Raw genomic sequence first — 18016 nt, 5'->3', positions numbered from 1 at the left:
TACCTTTACTTAACCTCTATAATCGTTCCTTCTTCTTTTGGAGGTTCGTTTGAAGGAGGAACATCGTCGTCTTTTCGCTTTTCCACGGTGATTTTACATTCTGTAAGAAGTGCAGCTAAAGCTCCTACAGCAGCGAATATGGGGGCGAATACCACACCTACGACTCCAATCGTGACGGGAAAACTCATGATTTCTTTTCCGGATTTATCCGAGATGCTAATTTTAGTGACGTTGCCATCGGCAATAATTTCCTTTATTTTCTTTAACAGGTTTTCGCCGTTTACAATAAATGTTTCTTTGAATGACATAATATATTTGTTTTTAGTTGTTTAATATAATGAATAACAATATCTAATATAGCTTTGTTTAGGTGGAACGCAGTTTTTCTAACATCTGTACCCTGATATCTGTTTGATGTCGAAGTAGTTTGTCGTAGTCCGAATCGCCCTCGGTTAATTTCATAACTAAGACGAACAATTCAATGGCAAGAAAAAAGAATAGAAAGAGCAAATAAACAAAAAGTCCGATAGAGGAGGACGTGACTACATCGTGCAATAATGTCAATTCATCCAGAAAACCAGTAGAGGCCTTTAACTCCTGTTCCTTTCGTTCTTTAATGGACGTAATGGAAGCTGCCAATGCAAACTTTTTATTTTGTAACGTTTCGATTTGTTTATGCAATTGTTCCATTTCCAGCTTTTTCGGATTTTCCATGACGGACTTGTTCGTCGATTGGGTACTATTTATCTCCTTACCTTCACTGTCTCTCGTGACACTACGATTAGTATAAGACGTTACGATAACCGGATTCTTTTTAAGATCTTCGCTGACCGTCTCGTATCTTAAATTGGCAGCCGCAATCATCGTATCCAGGGCTTGGATTTGTTTCTGTATATCTTCTTCTGATTGTTGGACCGCAATTTTTACCCGCTCGTCCATTACTTGTGCTTTACGTAATTCAATATCGTCTTTGAAGGTAATCTGATCCATAATAAATGCACCCAGTATAGACATCACCAAAGCAAGTAATATACGGAATACGGTAGACCAAGTACTGACGCGTGTAGATAATATAATAATGCGTTCTATTTGAATGACCACAAAGCTCATTAATAAACCACCGAAAATACCTTCCCAACCAGCTAAATGTAGGTAGCGTGTAGCAAAACTATAACCGATGAAGAACCACACCAAGACGATAAGCAACATGGCCGACGTGTACTTTTTAACATTTTTTGCCGATTGCTCGCTGGAGTTTTTGACGAGATTATAATTGAAACCTGTTAAGAAACATCCGAATTTTAACCACCAGTCTTTCATATATTTAGAATCTCTTGGTTAATAAATAAGCTTGGGTAATGGAAGCCATGCCTTTCATAAAACCTCGTTTGTAAGATAGGATAGCACGTTCATACAAACCGGTATCTATCTGCAATGCTTGTTCAAATGTCTTGACCTTTTCTATATGATCCAACAGATCCGTTTGTTTGATTCTTAATTCATCGACTAGATCTATTAATCCGGCTCGTTCTCGGGAATGAATATGAAACTCGATGTCTTTCATGAGGGAATCATGATAGGTTCTGACCTGATGGATTAAAATCTCCAGGTCGTATTTAATTAATTTTATATTGTCATTTCGATAGCCTTCATCGGGACTGGTTAGTGCATCATTATATCCACGCGTTTCGAAATCCTGTCGCAGATAATTGTAGATAAGGAAAATACCTTGTCCGTCGTGTACGGATGCTCCGTTCAGTTGAGACGTATTATCCGTGGATACTGCTGATGCATTAACGGGAACGGACGGAACTTCTGCTACGTTCCGACCGTCTTTGTTCTTTTTAAAAAATGTAAGCCATCCCATTTGTTTCGTGTTATGTTACAACAAAATACGGAGGAAAGGAAAAAAAATGGGAGAGGATTTAGGTCAATGGATTATAAAAATAGGTGAAAGCCTCTTTATAGTCGGTAAAAGACTCCTAAACTATACCATCTTCCTGGCATGGGAATAGCACTTGTTTCAATATAGGTAACATCAAAGATGTTCTGTGCATCTGTATAGATGGAAAGCGAAGGGAAATTATAACCAATCCGTATATCTGTCAAGAAATAAGATTTGTCTGATATTCGTTGATTAAAGCGGTTAGCTATAGACGCGTTCCAAACCGAATTGTTTGCCATGAAGAGCAACTTCGCCTGATGTTTTAGATTTTCCAGACTATATTTAGATATCACGTCTTCGGTTTGCACTAAAGATGCATGCAGGTAATTGTATCCTAGATTCACCCTGTACCGAATATCGTCTGCTTGAAAGGTATATAAAAAATTGGTGTTTATCCCGTGTACTTTATTTTTGCCAATATTAAATGGTTGATAGGGATCGTTTACATCCGTTTTTATCCAATCAATAAAGTTTCGGATGTTTCGATAAAAATATCCTCCATGGGCAATAAAATTGGTGCTTTGGAACTTAATAGCCCCTTCGGTTTGCCAGGCATCCTCCGAGAACAAATCCGGATTGCCGATATTTCCCGGACGTTGGTTTAAGTAAAGATCGGTAAAAGAGGGGATACGCTGACTTGTTCCGGTATTAAATACGAGTTTCCATTTTGGCGTTATGCTATACCCTAGGTCGATACCGGGATAAACTTGCCAGCCGTACTGTGTGTTATAATTAATATACGCACCGACATTGACCGACATGTTTTTTATCTCCTCAGTTCTAAATTCCGCATAAGCGCCGTGGTTGTTTCGATTATGATCACCCATATTAGAACTTGCGATACGATCTAAACGGGATTCCAGACCTAACCCAAAGTCACCAAAGGTAGTTTGGTAACGACTATTTAGCTCTATGGAGAAGGCATTGGTATAATGCTGTGAACGACCTACAGCGAGGTTCTGCCGCATATAACGATAATCATCCTCGTTATAGCGGTTGGTAATACGCGGACTAAGATAGAAACGCTCAGAAAGCTGATGCTTGGATCCAAGAGAAGCAAATACAGTTTCTACAATTTCTTCAGACTCCCGGTCACCAGGAGCAGCATAAAAACCGTTAGCCCCAAAACGATTATACATATAACTGCCTAACCATTCCATTTCGTTATGATCATCTATCGCGAGGTTTCCTTGATAAAATATTTTATCGTTTTGGGATGCCGTATTATAACGTTGACCATTAGATTTTTCTTTGTTGTAAAAAAACTGATGTTGGTGTTTCTCTTTAAACCAGCCTGCTCCGACTTGCGTTCCAGCGTGATAATAAATACCATCCTTATCCTCTTCGTCCCTATTTTTAAAAGGGCTTCCTGTATATACATTGGCCTGTATCGAGGTTTTGTTTACAGTCTTCGTGATGATATTGATTGCACCAGTCAACGCATTGATACCGTAAATACGTGCTGCTGCACCCCGAAGTACTTCTATTCTCTCGATCGCATCTAACGGGATAGGCAGGTTTAGGCTATGGTGCGCCGTTTGTGAATCGGAAACCTTTGCACCGTTGACCAATATTAAGGTCTGTTCAAAACTTCCTCCATCGATACTTACATCTGCCTGAGCACCGAAAGGACCACGTTGCCGTAAGTCAACACCATTTAAGAACCCCAATACTTCATTCAAATTTTTGACAGGTAGTTGTTTAATTTGCTCTGCACTTAAAATCTCCACATTTCTGTTATCTTTACTGAACGGAATTTGTAAGCGATTTGCATGAACCATCACCTCCTGAATACTGTCTAGTTTTGTTTCTTGTGCATATCCCCACAAAGGTAAAAATGCCGCGGCTAATAATATTTGATTGCTGTTTATGAATTTCATGCGGCAAAAATATTATCTTTCCGGATTGTTATATGGTTCCAATTTTAATAAGATGAGTAGTCCGGTTTTAGATTTGTTCTCCAGTTTTGTACTTATTGACAGAACATCTGTACAACCTATATATTTACAGGTTTCCCAACAGGTGATAAATGCCGTTCAGCGTGGATATTTATTGGTGGGCACGAAGCTACCGGGAACAAGGGCATTGAGTGAAGTGTTGCAGGTGCATCGAAAGACGGTTATCGCTATCTACGATGAATTGGATGCGCAAGGATGGGTTGAAGTAAGGCCAAACAAAGGTACATTTGTTATCAATCAATCTCAACAAGTAAAACTCGATAAACCTTACGAAAAATTGATTTCACTAGCGAAGTACCCGACCCATACAGGGTTCGTATTTCGGGAATCGACCATTTTGGATAATCCTTTCGAATCTTCGGATTGCAGTCTGATTTTCAATGATGGACAGCCAGATATACGCCTAACACAAATGCAACATCTTTCCCGATGGTACAGTGCTTCGATGAAACGTAAACACAATTTGAAGCGCCTTATAAGACATCAGATGGAAGGGAGTGAATATTTTCGAGAACAGTTGAGCAACTACTTGAATTTCTCTCGGGGTTTACATATTTCAAAAAATAACTTGCTCATCACGCGCAGTGTGGAAATGAGTTTATACATCATTTCGCAGATCTTGCTTTCGAAAGGCGATCAAGTTTTGGTGGGCGATTTAAGTATGTTTTCTGCTAATATGGTTTTTCAGAAAATGGGTGCAAGGGTACGCACTATTCCAATAGATGAAAGCGGTATTAATATAGATTACATCCGCACACATTTTAAACCAGGTGAGATTCGTATGGTTTATGTTACGCCACATCATCATTACCCTACGACAGTAACTTTATCTGCACAAAAACGAATCACCTTACTGCAGTTGGCACGGGAATATGGTTTTCTGATTGTGGAAGATGATTACGATTATGACTTTCAATACGAACAGACGGCGGTTATGCCTTTAGCAAGTGGGGATATTGACGGGATGGTGGTGTACGTCGGTTCCTTCGGAAAATCGCTTGCGCCAGCTTTTCGGACAGGGTTTGTCGTAGCTCCGGATAATCTTATTGCGGAAATGCGTAAATATCTCGGCATCATCGATAGGCAAGGAGATGTGATTATGGAACAGGCTTTAGGCGAAATGATAGAGGAGGGGGAGATTCATCGACATCTCAAAAAATCGCTGAAAGTATATCGTGAACGACGGGATTTGTTCTGCGAAATTCTAGAAACGCGCTTTAATGGACGCGTAGCGTTCCAAAAGCCTTCGGGCGGTTTAGCCTTATGGACAACTTGGGATAAGCGTTTTTCGCTTTTTCAAATCGCAAATTTATGTAGAAACGAGGACTTATTTATTCCAAAGAATTTATTGTATCAGAATAATACATTATCCGCCATGCGGTTAGGATTCGGTCATTTAAATGAAACCGAAATTGAGCAGGCATTGGAAATATTGTGGAAATGTATGGATTCCGTCAATGCCATTCCTCCCGTCCGATAATTTTCTTGTATTCAATCTCCGTTTCTTCGTCTTTTTGATCGGGTTTGAATTTGCCCTTTAAAGCAGGCTGGCCGGCATCTACCCAAGCTGAAAACCAAAAAGAGCCCGTCCGTTGAATGGATTTTCGCATACGATCTTCTACCATACCCTGCATACGCTGATGGTAAGCACGGGCATACGCGTCCGAATACGTAGAAATAAGTACATTGTTCCGTGTAATATAACTTCGTTGCAGATGTTTCGGGAAGGTTTCGGAGAGTTTTTTTTCGAATAATAGTACCGAATCAACTAAAGCATGACTTTCCCGTACAATAACCCATGCAGAATCGAGTGGGTTATCAAGGTACTGGGCTTTTCCAGCGAACAGGTTATATTCATCGGCAAACATCTCCGGCAATCTGCTTTCCCAAAAAGCATGAATACCAATTTGTCCGGTCAGTTGGCCATTATAGTTCCGCGTTGTGTGGAGCGGCACGTGTGCATCCGACACATAGTGGCCTAAATCGGCGGAATGGCGAATGATGGCATCTGTGTTATGATCCCGAAATGCCTTTACCAATTTCTGATAGGTGAAATATATCTGCCAAGGTACGATGCCGCTTGCACGTAACTTACGTTCTTGAAATTTCGCTGTCGCACGACTCCAATGTATGGGAATGGAATCCATATCGCCGTCTTCATACTCTTCGATGTCAATAAAATGTCTAGGAGACTCTAAAGAATCAACGTAACATCTTTTATCTGCGTCCACGGCTTTTTCCGTGATCACATCTATATGCTTTTTGTAGAATGTTGCCAGTTGTGTAGGTAGTGTAAACACGGCTGCGTGATTAATTTTTTTGTGCGCATAAAATCCCCATGAACTGAGCATTAGAATAAGGAACATGCTAATAAGGTAACAATATTTATTGTACATAATTCACTCGTATAGATGGTTTGTACTAAAGATAATAAATTTAAATTAAAGTAGATTATCTGTTCCCTAAATGAAGGAAAATTAGTACTTTGGACACTTAAAAGAAAGCGATATAATGAAGATATTGTACGCAGTGCAAGGAACAGGTAACGGTCATTTATGTAGAGCGTTGGACATCATTCCGATATTGCAGACATTGGGGGAAGTAGATGTGCTTGTCAGCGGCATCCAAGCAGATATAGAACTGCCGTTTCCTGTCAAATACCGCCTGCATGGTTTGAGTTTTATTTTTGGAAAATCAGGGGGAGTGGATTTGTGGCGTACGTTTATGAGTTCTACTGTTCGGCGATTTATGAAAGAGATAAATAGCCTGCCTGTGGAAAAATATGACCTCATCATCAATGATTTCGAGCCTATTTCGGCTTGGGCGTGTCAAACACGGGAAATTCCGTGCATTGGGCTTAGTCATCAGATAGGCGCATTACACCCCGCAAGTCCTAAACCAGAGGAAACGGACATGTTGGGTAAGTTCATTATGAAAAATTATGCTCCTTCAAGTATGGCCTATGGATTTCACTTCAAAGCCTATCACGACCATATTTATACGCCCGTGATACGAGAGTCTATCCGTCAGCTTGACCCTAAAGATAACGGACATTATACTGTTTATTTGCCTGCATACGACGATGCGCATTTACTGAAAAATCTTTCTAAGTTTTCGGATGTAAAGTGGGACGTCTATTCCAAGCACAACAAAAAGAAATTCACGGTTAAGAATGTAACCATTAATCCGATAAGGAGCGATACATTTGTAAAAAGTATGGCGAATGCTTCAGGTGTACTGTGTGGTGCCGGATTTGAAACACCCGCTGAGGCGCTATTTCTGGAAAAGAAATTATTGGTGATTCCAATGAAAAACCAATATGAACAGCATTTAAATGCAGCAGCTTTAGAACAGATGGGTGTTCCGGTGATTAATAGTTTGAAGAAAAAGTTCGATTATGCTATTGAAGCATGGTTAAACAGTAAAATCAAAGTTACGGTTGACTATCCTAATATGACAAGGGAAATTGTGACGAAAATAGTGGAAAAATATAAACAATGAATATAAAGAAGATTGGGTTTGCCGTGATGGCAATTACATTTACAGGTGTCTCCGCAACGCAAGGACAGGTTTTAAAATCGAATGCGGATTCTGTCTCCTATGCATTGGGTAAGGATGTAGGCTCTTCACTTGCGAGCAGCGGCATTGCGATTAATTCGGAAACTTTTTTACAGGGTGTAAATGATGCTATACAAGGAAATGAGGAACTGATTGGCGAAGAGGAGGGGATACGTATTATTAAGGCCGCATTCGCCAAAGCAGCTGAGGAAAGAATCAATGCATTCAAGGAAGAAGAAACGGTATTTTTCGATACGATTAAGGAAAAGCCTGGTATACAACATTTCCAAGACGGACTTTATTATGAAGTGATTCAAGAGGGGAGCGGAGCAAAACCAACGGGAGACGATGAAGTACAGGTACATTATAAAGGCACATTGGCGAATGGAAAGGTTTTTGACAATTCCTATGAACGTGGTGAGCCTTTGAATATTGACTTAGCTAATGTCATTAAAGGATGGCAATTAGGCATTCCATTAATGTCAAGTGGGGCGAAATATAGGTTGTATATCCACTCGAAATTGGGATATGGCGAACGTGGTGCCGGGGTGGATATACCACCTTATAGTCCGTTGGTTTTTGAAATTGAATTAATTGGGATAAAGGAGCAAGAAACAACGATGTAGGACAATGATAGCGTTAACGAAATTAGGTCATTCAGAACTGGAGATAGCACCCATCGGTATAGGGACGATGTCGCTTAAAGGTGGCGCTACAAAACAAAACACAGAAGTCTTGCAGCGTGCCTTCGAATTGGGCATAAATTATTTTGATACGGCCGATTTGTATGAGCGTGGCATGAACGAAGATATGATCGGCCAAGTATTAGCGCCCATACGTGATAAAGTCGTTCTAGCAACCAAGGTCGGCAATCAATGGCGTTCGGACGGCAGTACATGGGATTGGAAAGCCTCTAAATCTTACATCGTGAAGGCCGTAGATGCCTCATTGGCACGGCTGAATACAGACTATATTGACTTATATCAATTGCATGGCGGAACAATAGAAGATCCTATCGATGAAATTATAGAAGCCTTTGAGCAGTTGGTGAAAGAAGGCAAGATTCGCTATTATGGGCTTTCTTCTATACGCCCGAACGTAATCGGAGAATATGCCAGAAAGTCTAATATTGTTAGTGTCATGATGCAATATAATCTATTAGATCGTAGATCGGAAGTTGTTTTTCCTCTCTTGGAGGAGAAAAATATTTCCGTTATCAGTCGTGGCGCACTGACACAGGGATTGTTAATTGATAAACCTGCGAAGGACTATTTGCAATTGACTTCAGGAGAAGTAGGACGTGCACAACGGAACGTAGAAAAACTAGCATCTTCGTTAGGTATCAGTAAAACCCATCTTTTACTAACGTACGTCCTCAGTCGTCCTGTCGTGGATGTAGCTGCAGTAGGTGTACGTACATTGGCGCAATTGAATGATCTGAAGGACATAATAGAACGACCAATTGCGTTGTCTGAAAAAAATCGTACAGAACTGGAGCGGAGTATCCGTAAACTGGCGTATAAAGAGCATTTATAAAAGTAGAGACGAAATTTCTTTCGTCTCTACTTTTATTTCTGACTTTAAGAAAGGATAAATTGTACTTCCGCGTAAAATTTAACCTCTTCACTGACCATAACACCACCTGTTTCCAATGCAGTATTCCATGTCAATCCGAAATCTTGGCGGTTTATTTTGCCGTATACGGTATATCCCACTTTTTGATTTCCCCAAGGGTCTTTCGCTGTACCCCCGTATTTTGCTGTCAACATTGCGGGTTTCGTAACATCTTTAATCGTTAGGTCACCAGTTAATTCAAATTCGTCGTTGTCTATTTTCTTTATTTCGGTTGTTTTAAACTTTATAGTGGGGTAGGTGTTCGCATCGAAAAATTCAGCACTTTTCAGATGTTCATCACGAGATTCACTTTTAGTATTGATCGATGCTGTTTTTATCTCTACACCTACTTGCGTTTGAGATAAATCTTCTGGACTACCATCCACTATAACATCAAAGTCAAGAAAAACTCCTTTGACGTTGGATATCATCATATGTTTTACTTTGAATTCAAGCTCGCTATGCGCTTTGTCTAAATTCCATTTTGCCATAATCTATTTTCTGTTTTATTTATTATCTGAACAATACAAATATGGTTCAAATATTGTTTGAGTACATTGATGTATGTTAAGAAAAGAAGAAAGAGGATTAGAACAATGATGTCTGCCCCGAATCGTCGAGATTAATATCATCGGGATTCGTAATTTCAAAACTGACGTTATCATCTGCGTTATCTTGTAGCACATCCACTTCTCCATTTTTCTCATCTGCTGCTTCATTGTCAGTAGGCTCCTGTTTCAAAGCTTCTTCCGTGATTTCCTTTTCGGTATTATCAGCAAGCGAAAGAGTATCATCATCGGCTTGCAGTTTCACTTTTTCCGTAAAGTCAACTTCCTCTGTAATCAACTTCACTTTCTTTACAGTATGGAATGAAAGTCGATTACCTTGTGCTCGCATGCCTTTGATATCGATAATTTCGTTTAGCGGTTGTTCCAACGTTTCCGGCGTTTGTGTTTTTCCCTTTAACAGATTTACACGCGCTACGGGTTCCGTACCGTTTGTAAGTACGGTAAGCTTAGAACCAGGAGCTTCGTTGATAAAAGAAATGCGCTTGCCAATGGGTTGGTCGTCAAACTTAAACCGTTTTACATAGTATGTCCCCGATTTACCGTCTTGGTGAACGGCCGTATATACATGTTCCGGTATAAATTTCTCCATCCGCAAAACATTGCTGTCAAAGTGATTGCTGAGATCGAAGCTAGAGAATTCGTAGGACCCGTCTGGATATACTAGCAGGATTTTATCATCTCCATCAAATTCACCCAAATATCGTCCACGTTCGTCCGCATTAAGCCGACGAAGAACATCGTCAAACCATATTTTACGCCCGGCGAGAGTGGAAACGCCGGCATTTTTGAATGAAACCTTTTTTAAAGGGTATTTGGAAACAATATTTCCCTGTGAACCCCTTCCTTTGATAGCAATTTCAGCAAAATCAAGATCGAAGGTGAGTTTACGTAATTTCGAATGTGGCTTAAGCTGTATGTTGACTATTTCTGCTTCTCCATTTGGATTGGCAGTAAAATAAAGGACCTTAGAGCCTTTTATCCCTTTGCTAATATCATATTCTTTATCACGTGTTACGCCTGTTACTGCAAAACGTTTGATATAGCTCGTTCCCGTAGTGCCATCTTTATAAATAGCGTTATAAATGGTTCGATCATCACCTTTTTTGAAGACGGCAACGTGGATAATATCTTTTCCCACAAAAATCTTGTCCTGTACTTTGGTAACGGAGTATTTTCCATCTGCACGAAATACGATAATATCATCGATGTCGGAACATTCTGATACGAATTCGTCTTTACGCATACCTGTTCCAATAAAACCTTCGATACGGTTTACATAAAGCTTGGCATTGGCAAGAGCAACTTGCGAGGCTTCCACCTTGTCAAAAATACGTATTTCCGTTTTGCGTTCGCGCCCCTTACTATATTTGTTGCGTAAATGTTCATACCAGTCAATAGTAAATTCCGTTAGATTTCGGAGATTTTTTTTGACCACTTTGATGTCGTCTTCCAGCGATTTCATCTGCTCATCGGCTTTCTTCAAATCAAAGCGGGTGATACTACTCATCGGTTTATCAATAAGCCTTTTATAATCCTCAGGGGTTATAGCGCGATAAAACTGATCAAAGAATGGCTCGAAAAGGTTATTTAGTACTTTCACAACCGTTTCGAAATCACCTGCATTTTCATAATCCGGATGCTTATACATACCTTCTTGAATGAAAATCTTGAGCAGCGAACTGAAGAATATTTTCTCTTGCAATTCATGAAGCTTGATTTCAAGTTCCCGTTTCAAGAGCGCCTTCGTTTGTTTCGTATTTTCGATCAAGATGTCGTTCACACTCATAAAGTGTGGCTTGTTATCGATAATGACACAGGTATTCGGCGAAATGGACGTTTCGCATGCAGTGAACGCATAGAGTGCATCTATCGTTACATCAGGAGAAATACCTGCAGCTAGGTGTACAATAATTTCTACATTTTCAGCGGTATTATCTTCAATTCTTTTTATCTTGATTTTACCCTTTTCATTGGCCGTAACCACACTTTCTATTAGTCCTCCTGTTGTACTGCCAAAAGGAATTTCCGTAATCGCTAATGTTTTTTTATCTCTTTCTTCAATTTTCGCCCGTACGCGGATTTTTCCACCCCTGCGCCCTTCATTATAATTGGAAACATCAGCAAATCCGCCTGTCGGGAAATCTGGAAATAGATTGGGACGTTCTCCTTTCAGTACTTGTATTGAACCATCAATCAGTTCGATGAAATTGTGGGGCATGATTTTGGTCGCCAATCCTACCGCAATACCTTCCGCGCCTTGTGCCAGCAGAAGAGGAAATTTTACAGGAAGTGTAACGGGTTCTTTGTTTCGGCCATCATAACTTAATTGCCATTCGGTCGTATCTGGATTGAAGGCTACTTCGTTGGCAAATTTAGACAAACGACCCTCAATATAACGTGGGGCAGCTGCAGAGTCTCCTGTGATAGGATCTCCCCAGTTTCCTTGACAGTCGATTAACAGATCTTTTTGACCGAGTTGAACCATCGCATCACCAATAGATGCATCACCATGCGGATGGTATTTCATCGTATTACCAATCACATTCGCCGCTTTATTGTAGCGTCCATCATCCATCTCCTTTAACGAATGGAGGATACGGCGTTGTACAGGTTTAAAACCATCATTGATATGCGGGACAGCACGATCCAGGATTACATAAGAAGCATAATCCAGAAACCAGTTTTCATACAAGCCCGATAGCGGTATTGTTGTCGAATTTAACTCGTGTTCTTGATTGTCCGTATGCTGATCTGGATTCCCTCCGTTTGGAAAATTTGTCTCTTCGCTCATTTAAAATAAAATGACTTTTATTTTGATACAGTTTGTTTTACTCTGAAAGTAGGTAAAAGTACGAAAAAACCGAGAATGGTAAAAGAAAAATAGCTTTACTATTTGTTCCGTCTGTGACAATGAGGGACTCTTCATTTTGGGTTTAATTTGTTTTCATTTTGTTTCTTTTTTGTGTTGCGAATGTGTTTCCTTTCGCTTTAAATACAAAGTCTAAAATTTATATTATTTTTTAAAATATTGAATATGAGGTATTTGTTTATTTTTTTTCATCAATATCACTAATCTGTTGAGGGGAATTAAGTTGTTTTAAATTTTATTATAATTTCGATTTATTTTGTTTATATTTGTAGTATAGACTTTTTTATTTCGATCTATTTCGTATTGTTTGTTTTGTTGCATACGGCTTCCGTTATGAACCATACACCAGCGCTTTAGGAGATTTCGCCATCCAGAATGGGGATATGATCGTGATGCCGGTGGTACGCTACTTGATTGGCGTACGACGACATACGTTATTTAGCATCATGAATAATCAATCTATATACTGGCAAAAATTTAGATAAACAAATAAATATAACGAATGTTATGAGTAAAAATGAAGTAGAAAAAGCGTTAAGCCTTGCTAATGAAACTAAGCTTCTTAAGCTTGGCGAAAATGTGTTAGGGGAGATTGCACAAATATTTAAAGATCAATTTCCAGGTAAAAAGGGTCTCATCATTGCGGATAAAAACACCTATCCGAAAGCGGGCGAGGCCGTTCATCATCACCTATCCCAAGCCGATTTGGAGTATGCCTCACCGGTAATCATCGATGATCCCAAGTTGTATGCAGAGTATAATTTTGTACAACAGATTGTTCCTCACCTCGAGCCTGTCGATGTTATTGCCATCGCGGTGGGATCTGGTGTAATTAACGACCTTGTTAAACGAGCTAGTCACGAGGTGGACAAGCCCTATATGTGTGTGGCTACCGCGGCATCCATGGATGGATATTCTGCATACGGAGCTTCCATTACAAAATCCGGAGCGAAGATGACTATGGAATGTCCAGCACCAAGGGCAATCGTGGCAGACTTAGCAGTGATGTGCGATGCACCTGCAGTAAGTAATGCTTCGGGTTATGCTGATTTGTACGCAAAAGTACCCGCAGGCGCCGATTGGATACTTGCAGATGCTTTAGGTGTCGAATCGATAGACAGCCAGTCATGGCATACTGTACAGGATGGATTGGCCCACGCGTTGCAATACCCGGAAGGGGTAAAATCCGGCGATATTGCAGCTATAAAACCATTGACTGAAGGGTTGATGCTGGCTGGTTTTGCTATGCAATCGCTGCAATCAAGTCGCCCTGCATCGGGAGCTGAACACCAATTTAGCCATTTATGGGATATGGAGCATCATACCTTCAAAGGTGAAATGGCAAAAATATACGGTCTATACAAAGATCGGGACGAGCAGGCACCGTCTCATGGTTTCAAGGTAGGTATAGGCACACTTACTGTAATCGCTTTATATGAGCGAATATTTGAAACACCTCTCGATCAGCTTGACGTTGATAAAGCTGTAAGTCAGTGGAAACCCCTGGAGGAACAGATTGCTGAGGTCAATGAAATGTTTACCGAAGAGGGGCCTAGATTGTTTTCGCTTAAACAGGTCTCCGATAAATATATATCAAAAGAAAGACTGAAAGAGCAACTCACCGTTTTAAAAAATAACTGGCCCGAAATACAGGAAAAATTAAAAAAGCAATTAACTCCGTATGAAGAAACAAAAAAACGTCTGGAACTGACAGGCGCTCCGGTAACATGTGAGCAAATCGGTATCACAAAAGATCGGTTGAGAGAAAGCTTTTATAAAGCCCATAAATTAAGAAGCAGATTCACCGTTTTGGATGTAGCCTATCGGACAGGCTATTTCGATAAATGGATAGATGAACTTTTCGCTGATGGTGGGGTTTTGGCTATTTGAAAAACAGATTTATGAAACATTCGAATAACCTGGTGATTGGGGTTGATCATGGAACCGATTCGGCCAGAGCTGCTTTGATAGATGCTGAAACAGGAAAGGAATTAGCGTTATCAATCAAAGAGTATCCAAGATGGAAACGGGGATTATATTGCAATCCTGTTAAGTTTCAGTTCAGACAACATCCCGTAGACCACTTGGAAGCAATCGAGTATGTCATAAATGCAGTTTTAAATAAGGTTCCCGGTTCAAAGCATCATGTGAAAGCAATCGGTATCGATACGACCGCGTCGACGCCTGTTGCTGTGGACCATGAAGGAAGCCCCCTTGCTATGAAATCCGAATTCGAGGACTACCCAAATGCGATGTTTGTTTTATGGAAAGATCATACCAGTCAACAGGCCTGTGATCATCTCAATACTTTTTCAAAGACATGGCATACAGATTATACACGGTCCGAACTCTGCGGAAATTATTCCACAGAACACTTCTGGGCAAAGGCGCTTCACATCTTCAGGGATAACAAAATAAGAACTGCTGCTCATTCGTTCGTTGAATTGTGCGATTGGCTTCCTGGAGAATTGACAGGCAATACGACGCCCGAAACGTTGTTGCGCGGAATGAGTACTGCCTCTTCGCGTGGGATGTGGAATAAAGCATGGGGCGGATACCCTCCAGATACATATTTCAAAGCACTCGATCCTGCCTTGGGAGGGTTAATAGACACATTTCGCCCAGAACCTTATACGTTGGACCAACCGGTAGGCACATTGACTCGCGTATGGGCTGAAAGACTCAACCTGAACGACAAAGTCATCGTGACCGTCGGGAATCTCGACTGTTATGCCGGTGCCATCGGCGCCGGGGTTAGAGATAGGGCTATTGTTGAAATCATAGGTACCTCCACCTGTGCTATTACGGTATCTTCGAACAAGGAGGTTCCCGGAGTTCCACAACAAGCCTATGATATGATAATACCCGGGATGATTGGCTATGAAGGTGGACAATCTTGCTTTGGAGATTTATATGCGTGGTTTAAAAAAATGCTGATGTGGCCGTTGAATAATATATTGGCCAATACAACAATTGTTGATCAAGATACGAAAACCAAGCTGATCGATGAGGTATACGCTCAAATGCTTCCCGCACTAAATAGTCACGCAGCGGCGATACCTCACGAAGATAGCCATCTCATTTCAACAGATTGGATAAACGGCCGCCGCTCTCCAAATGTAGATTATGAATTGAAAGGTACCATCGCGGGGTTAACATTATCCAGCACGGCACCACTTGTTTACAGGTCTTTAGTAGAAGCAACGGCATTTGGGGCAAAAGCCTTCACCGCACAGTTTCAGGATAATGGAGGGTGTCTGGAAGAAATTATAGCGGTGGGCGGTATTGCCAGTAAGTCACCGTATGTCATGCAGGTTCTCGCCGATGTCATCGGTATGCCCATAAGCGTTATTGCTACCCGGGAGGCCTGTGCCCATGGAGCTGCAATCACCGCTGCTGTAGTAGCCGGAGTATATACCGATATACCGCAGGCACAGAAGGCCATGAAGATGGATATATCAACGGTGTACAAACCAAATACAGCACATCATGACTATTATGCGGAACAATATGAAAAATACCTGAAACTTGAAGGTGTAAAAGAATTAATACTATAATAACGCTAACGCATAAAAAGCTATATCGAATAGAGAACTTTAAAAAGAAAAAATAATGGAAAAGAAAAAAATTGCCATCGGATGTGATGAAGCTGCTTATAATATGAAAGTCGTATTAATAAAGCACATGGAAGAAAAAGGTTATGAGGTAGTAGACTATGGTGCCGGAGCAGGCGAGGTTATCCTATATCCTGATGTGGCATTTAAGGTGGCTGAGGCGGTAGCCAATGGCGAGTTTGAACGGGCTGTTCTGGTGTGTGGCACAGGGATTGGTGTGTGCATATCCGCTAATAAAGTCAAAGGTGTCAGAGCGGCGGTATGCCATGATTCATTTTCGGCACAACGATCCCGCAAAAGTAATAATGCACAGATTATCTGTTTTGGCGAACGCGTGATTGGGTTTGAGTTGGCCAAAGACTTGTTGGACATCTGGTTGTCCAGTGAGTTTTCTGGAGGTGGATCAACAGAAAAAGTAAATCGTATCTGTTCGTACGAAGAAGAGACCGCGGGTAAATAACGAAGTGTTATGACGTCAATTACACAAGAAAAAGACACTGTCTTTGACAAAATCGGACTTCCGAAATCCCTTGCCTGGGGATTCCTAGGTGTCATCATTTTTATGATGGGAGATGGCGTTGAACAGGGGTGGCTTAGTCCCTATCTCATAGAAAATGGACTTTCTATGCAGCAATCAGCGCTATTGTTTACCGTATACGGGATAACCATCGCCATATCATCGTGGTTTTCGGGAGTTCTGGCCGAAGGATACGGGCCGCGGAAAGCGATGCTGTTGGGTGTATTGCTATATATTATAGGTACCGTTGGTTTCGTGGGCTTAGGTATACAACATCTCGATTATCCGATTATGCTTATTACATATGGGATAAGAGGATTGTCCTACCCGCTGTTTGCTTATTCATTTTTGGTTTGGATAACCTACCGGACACCGCAAAATAAACTTGGCCGTGCAGTGGGTTGGTTTTGGTTTGTTTTCACGGGGGGCTTAAACGTTGGCGGTGCATATTACTCCAGTTGGGCGATCGAAGCGCTCGGATACCACAATACGCTATGGAGCTCTATTTTTTGGGTATCGCTCGGTGCTTTTTTTGCACTTGTACTTAATAAAGATAAATTTACACCGTCGACCGATGCAGGATCGAAGACAAAGGAACTGCTGAAAGGACTCACCATTGTACGGGATGAACCTAAAGTGCTCATAGGCGGCATTGTACGGGTCATTAATACAACAGCTATGTATGCCTTTCCGGTGTTTTTACCTATTTATATGGCTAGTCACGGATTCAGTACCAAAGAATGGTTGCAGATTTGGGGAACCATATTCACGAGTAACATTGCTTTTAATCTTATTTTTGGTTTTGTGGGCGATCGTTTGGGCTGGCGAAATACGGTGATGTGGTTTGGGGGCGTGGGTTGCGGCATCACAACATTGCTCCTTTTCTATTCACCCATTTGGTTTGACGGCAGTTACTGGGCGGTCATGGGCTGTGGGGTAATATGGGGTGCCTTATTGGCGGGTTATGTACCACTTTCTGCATTGATGCCTTCGTTGGTCAAAAAAGATAAAGGTGCCGCGATGGCTATTCTCAATCTTGGAGCCGGCTTGTCTGTGTTCGTTGGCCCTACGATTGTCGGTGCTTTGATCGGAACAATTGGCGATGAAGGGGTTGTATGGGTATTGTCCGGATTATACTTTATCAGTGCATTCCTGACGAGGTTCATCACCTTGCCGAAAAAGGAGCCGGAAACCAACGTTGAATGATAAAATCTACTAACAAATAAATACGTTATTAATATGAAACATATTCATTTTATTGTTTTTTCAATGATTATCTCTTTTCATGCTTCCAGTTCGTTTGCGCAGCAAAAAGAAGTTAAAATATTTGCGCATAGGGGTGGTTCGTACGAATACGATGAAAATACCATGT

General features: G+C 41.0%; 15 protein-coding genes. 8 read left to right on the top strand and 7 right to left on the bottom strand.

The annotated features are described in order from the left end of the window. Positions 1-5: 5 nt before the first annotated feature. The 4 genes from FXV77_RS19950 to FXV77_RS19935 form a co-directional block, all read right to left on the bottom strand. Positions 6-308: a DUF4342 domain-containing protein gene (locus FXV77_RS19950; RefSeq protein ID WP_148921010.1), complete on the bottom strand. Its 303-nt coding sequence runs from the start codon at positions 306-308 to the stop codon at positions 6-8. Positions 309-366: 58 nt separating this feature from the next. Next, positions 367-1320, bottom strand: coding sequence for a DUF4407 domain-containing protein (locus tag FXV77_RS19945; protein WP_148921009.1), 954 nt, complete (start codon positions 1318-1320; stop codon positions 367-369). 4 nt (positions 1321-1324) lie between these two features. Continuing rightward, positions 1325-1867 (bottom strand): hypothetical protein, encoded by a 543-nt coding sequence (locus FXV77_RS19940; RefSeq protein ID WP_148921008.1) that lies wholly within the window; start codon positions 1865-1867, stop codon positions 1325-1327. Positions 1868-1962: 95 nt separating this feature from the next. Beyond that, a complete protein-coding gene (locus tag FXV77_RS19935) occupies positions 1963-3825 on the bottom strand; it encodes a TonB-dependent receptor plug domain-containing protein (RefSeq protein WP_148921007.1) in 1863 nt (620 codons plus the stop codon). Positions 3826-3877: 52 nt separating this feature from the next. Here FXV77_RS19935 and FXV77_RS19930 point away from each other — a divergent pair, with 52 nt between their 5' ends. Then, positions 3878-5383, top strand: coding sequence for an aminotransferase-like domain-containing protein (locus tag FXV77_RS19930; protein ID WP_148921006.1), 1506 nt, complete (start codon positions 3878-3880; stop codon positions 5381-5383). Here the strand turns inward: FXV77_RS19930 and FXV77_RS19925 are convergent. Beyond that, positions 5358-6269: a zinc dependent phospholipase C family protein gene (locus tag FXV77_RS19925; protein ID WP_246162536.1), complete on the bottom strand. Its 912-nt coding sequence runs from the start codon at positions 6267-6269 to the stop codon at positions 5358-5360. The genes FXV77_RS19930 and FXV77_RS19925 overlap by 26 nt on opposite strands. Before the next feature lie 145 nt (positions 6270-6414). Here FXV77_RS19925 and FXV77_RS19920 point away from each other — a divergent pair, with 145 nt between their 5' ends. The 3 genes from FXV77_RS19920 to FXV77_RS19910 are packed head-to-tail and all read left to right on the top strand — an operon-like array spanning position 6415 to position 8997. Further along, a complete protein-coding gene (locus FXV77_RS19920) occupies positions 6415-7404 on the top strand; it encodes a glycosyltransferase family protein (protein ID WP_148921004.1) in 990 nt (329 codons plus the stop codon). Beyond that, positions 7401-8087, top strand: a complete 687-nt coding sequence (locus FXV77_RS19915) for an FKBP-type peptidyl-prolyl cis-trans isomerase (protein ID WP_148921003.1) — start codon at positions 7401-7403, stop codon at positions 8085-8087. Before FXV77_RS19920 ends, FXV77_RS19915 begins: the two co-directional genes overlap by 4 nt. Positions 8088-8091: 4 nt before the next feature. After that, positions 8092-8997, top strand: coding sequence for an aldo/keto reductase (locus tag FXV77_RS19910; RefSeq protein ID WP_246162535.1), 906 nt, complete (start codon positions 8092-8094; stop codon positions 8995-8997). A gap of 44 nt (positions 8998-9041) precedes the next feature. Here FXV77_RS19910 and FXV77_RS19905 read toward each other — a convergent pair whose 3' ends face one another. Continuing rightward, the gene (locus tag FXV77_RS19905) at positions 9042-9566 is read right to left on the bottom strand and encodes a YceI family protein (protein ID WP_148921002.1); all 525 of its coding nucleotides are present in this window, start codon (positions 9564-9566) and stop codon (positions 9042-9044) included. 97 nt (positions 9567-9663) lie between these two features. Further along, positions 9664-12435: a DNA gyrase/topoisomerase IV subunit A gene (locus FXV77_RS19900; protein ID WP_148921001.1), complete on the bottom strand. Its 2772-nt coding sequence runs from the start codon at positions 12433-12435 to the stop codon at positions 9664-9666. A 585-nt stretch (positions 12436-13020) separates the two neighbouring features. On the opposite strand from FXV77_RS19900, the gene FXV77_RS19895 reads away from it, so the two are divergent. From FXV77_RS19895 to FXV77_RS19880, 4 genes are read left to right on the top strand one after another with little or no spacing between them, the layout of a single operon-like run. Further along, complete coding sequence (locus FXV77_RS19895; protein WP_148921000.1) at positions 13021-14403, top strand: sn-glycerol-1-phosphate dehydrogenase; 1383 nt, start codon at positions 13021-13023, stop codon at positions 14401-14403. Positions 14404-14414: 11 nt separating this feature from the next. Then, positions 14415-16070 (top strand): ribulokinase, encoded by a 1656-nt coding sequence (locus FXV77_RS19890; protein ID WP_148920999.1) that lies wholly within the window; start codon positions 14415-14417, stop codon positions 16068-16070. 55 nt (positions 16071-16125) lie between these two features. Then, on the top strand, positions 16126-16587 hold the full coding sequence (gene rpiB / locus FXV77_RS19885; RefSeq protein ID WP_148920998.1) for a ribose 5-phosphate isomerase B: 462 nt from the start codon (positions 16126-16128) through the stop codon (positions 16585-16587). 9 nt (positions 16588-16596) lie between these two features. Then, positions 16597-17850 carry an MFS transporter gene (locus FXV77_RS19880; protein ID WP_148920997.1) on the top strand — a complete coding sequence of 418 codons (1254 nt, stop codon included), beginning with the start codon at positions 16597-16599 and terminating at the stop codon, positions 17848-17850. The last annotated feature ends 166 nt before the right edge of the window (positions 17851-18016 follow it).

It is taken from the genome of Sphingobacterium phlebotomi (assembly GCF_008180195.1).
GTDB lineage: Bacteria > Bacteroidota > Bacteroidia > Sphingobacteriales > Sphingobacteriaceae > Sphingobacterium > Sphingobacterium phlebotomi.
The sequence above is the reverse complement of the archived record's forward strand: the minus strand, read 5'-3'. Positions and strand labels throughout refer to the sequence as shown.

Coding starts and splice junctions, on each gene's coding strand:
- FXV77_RS19950 (WP_148921010.1), bottom strand. CDS start 308: ATGTCATTCAAAGAAACATTTATTGTAAACGGCGAAAACCTGTTAAAG.
- FXV77_RS19945 (WP_148921009.1), bottom strand. CDS start 1,320: ATGAAAGACTGGTGGTTAAAATTCGGATGTTTCTTAACAGGTTTCAAT.
- FXV77_RS19940 (WP_148921008.1), bottom strand. CDS start 1,867: ATGGGATGGCTTACATTTTTTAAAAAGAACAAAGACGGTCGGAACGTA.
- FXV77_RS19935 (WP_148921007.1), bottom strand. CDS start 3,825: ATGAAATTCATAAACAGCAATCAAATATTATTAGCCGCGGCATTTTTA.
- FXV77_RS19930 (WP_148921006.1), top strand. CDS start 3,878: ATGAGTAGTCCGGTTTTAGATTTGTTCTCCAGTTTTGTACTTATTGAC.
- FXV77_RS19925 (WP_246162536.1), bottom strand. CDS start 6,269: ATGTTCCTTATTCTAATGCTCAGTTCATGGGGATTTTATGCGCACAAA.
- FXV77_RS19920 (WP_148921004.1), top strand. CDS start 6,415: ATGAAGATATTGTACGCAGTGCAAGGAACAGGTAACGGTCATTTATGT.
- FXV77_RS19915 (WP_148921003.1), top strand. CDS start 7,401: ATGAATATAAAGAAGATTGGGTTTGCCGTGATGGCAATTACATTTACA.
- FXV77_RS19910 (WP_246162535.1), top strand. CDS start 8,092: ATGATAGCGTTAACGAAATTAGGTCATTCAGAACTGGAGATAGCACCC.
- FXV77_RS19905 (WP_148921002.1), bottom strand. CDS start 9,566: ATGGCAAAATGGAATTTAGACAAAGCGCATAGCGAGCTTGAATTCAAA.
- FXV77_RS19900 (WP_148921001.1), bottom strand. CDS start 12,435: ATGAGCGAAGAGACAAATTTTCCAAACGGAGGGAATCCAGATCAGCAT.
- FXV77_RS19895 (WP_148921000.1), top strand. CDS start 13,021: ATGAGTAAAAATGAAGTAGAAAAAGCGTTAAGCCTTGCTAATGAAACT.
- FXV77_RS19890 (WP_148920999.1), top strand. CDS start 14,415: ATGAAACATTCGAATAACCTGGTGATTGGGGTTGATCATGGAACCGAT.
- rpiB (WP_148920998.1), top strand. CDS start 16,126: ATGGAAAAGAAAAAAATTGCCATCGGATGTGATGAAGCTGCTTATAAT.
- FXV77_RS19880 (WP_148920997.1), top strand. CDS start 16,597: ATGACGTCAATTACACAAGAAAAAGACACTGTCTTTGACAAAATCGGA.